Source organism: Serratia sp. 14-2641 (genome assembly GCF_001692375.1).
Lineage (GTDB): Bacteria > Pseudomonadota > Gammaproteobacteria > Enterobacterales > Enterobacteriaceae > Chania > Chania fonticola_C.
Map to the genome: position 1 here is coordinate 1 of NZ_LXKR01000102.1, position 1,058 is coordinate 1,058.

Annotated in this window: 1 protein-coding gene; it reads left to right on the forward strand. The window is 53.7% G+C overall.

Annotated features, from left to right (window positions below; all coding sequences use genetic code 11):
- Positions 1-80 precede the first annotated feature (80 nt).
- Complete coding sequence (locus tag A6U95_RS29445) at positions 81-1,004, forward strand: IS5 family transposase (RefSeq protein ID WP_065687107.1); 924 nt, start codon at positions 81-83, stop codon at positions 1,002-1,004.
- Positions 1,005-1,058: the final 54 nt, after the last annotated feature.

Genomic DNA, 1,058 nt, shown 5'->3' on the forward strand with positions numbered 1-1,058 from the left:
ACCGGCTTTGTTGAATAAATCGAACTTTTGGCCGTAGTCAGGATCAGATCACCACACTCCTGATCCTGCAGCGATATCACGTGGCAAAACAAAAGTTCAAAATCACCAACTGGGCTACCTACAACAAGGCACTCATCCATCGGGGCTCACTGACATTCTGGCTTGATGAGTCGGCCATTCAGGCCTGGTATGACAAGCCCAACACGTCTTCACGGGGTCGTCCTCAACGTTATTCTGAGCTCGCTATTTCTACCGTACTGATGCTCAAACGCGTTTTTCGCCTCACGCTGCGCGCCGCACAGGGATTTATTGACTCCATTTTTACCCTGATGAAACTCCCGCTCAGGTGCCCGGATTACTCCTGCGTCAGCAGGCGGGCTAAGTCCGTCAACATCCCGTTTAAAACCCCCACGCGCGGCGAAATTGCCCATCTGGTTATCGACTCCACCGGATTAAAAGTCTTCGGTGAAGGGGAGTGGAAGGTGAAAAAACACGGTCAGGAAAAGCGCCGCGTCTGGCGGAAACTTCACCTGGCGGTGGACGCCGGTACTCATGAGGTTATCTGCGCTGACCTGTCCCTGAATAATGTGACTGACGCAGAGGCATTCCCAGGACTTATTCGTCAGACCCACCGGAAAGTTAAGGTCGCTTCTGCCGATGGCGCTTATGACACAAAACTTTGCCATGACGAGCTGCGGCGAAAAAAAATCAAGGCGCTTATCCCGCCGCGAACCCGGGCGGGTTACTGGCCGGCGGAGTATGCGGACAGAAATCAGGCGGTGGCCAGGCAGAGGCTTACCGGGAGCAATGCTTACTGGAAATGGAACACGACTTATAACCGGCGGTCGGTGGCCGAAACGGCGATGTACCGGGTTAAACAATTGTTCGGTGGGCACCTGACGCTGCGTGACTACGATGCGCAGGTTGGTGAGGCTATGGCCATGATCCGTGCCTTAAACAAAATGACGCGTGCAGGGATGCCAGAAAGTGTGCGGATTGCCTGAGGAAGTCAGTGACGGGAGGCGCTTTTATCTAAATCCGATTTAATCAACAAAGCC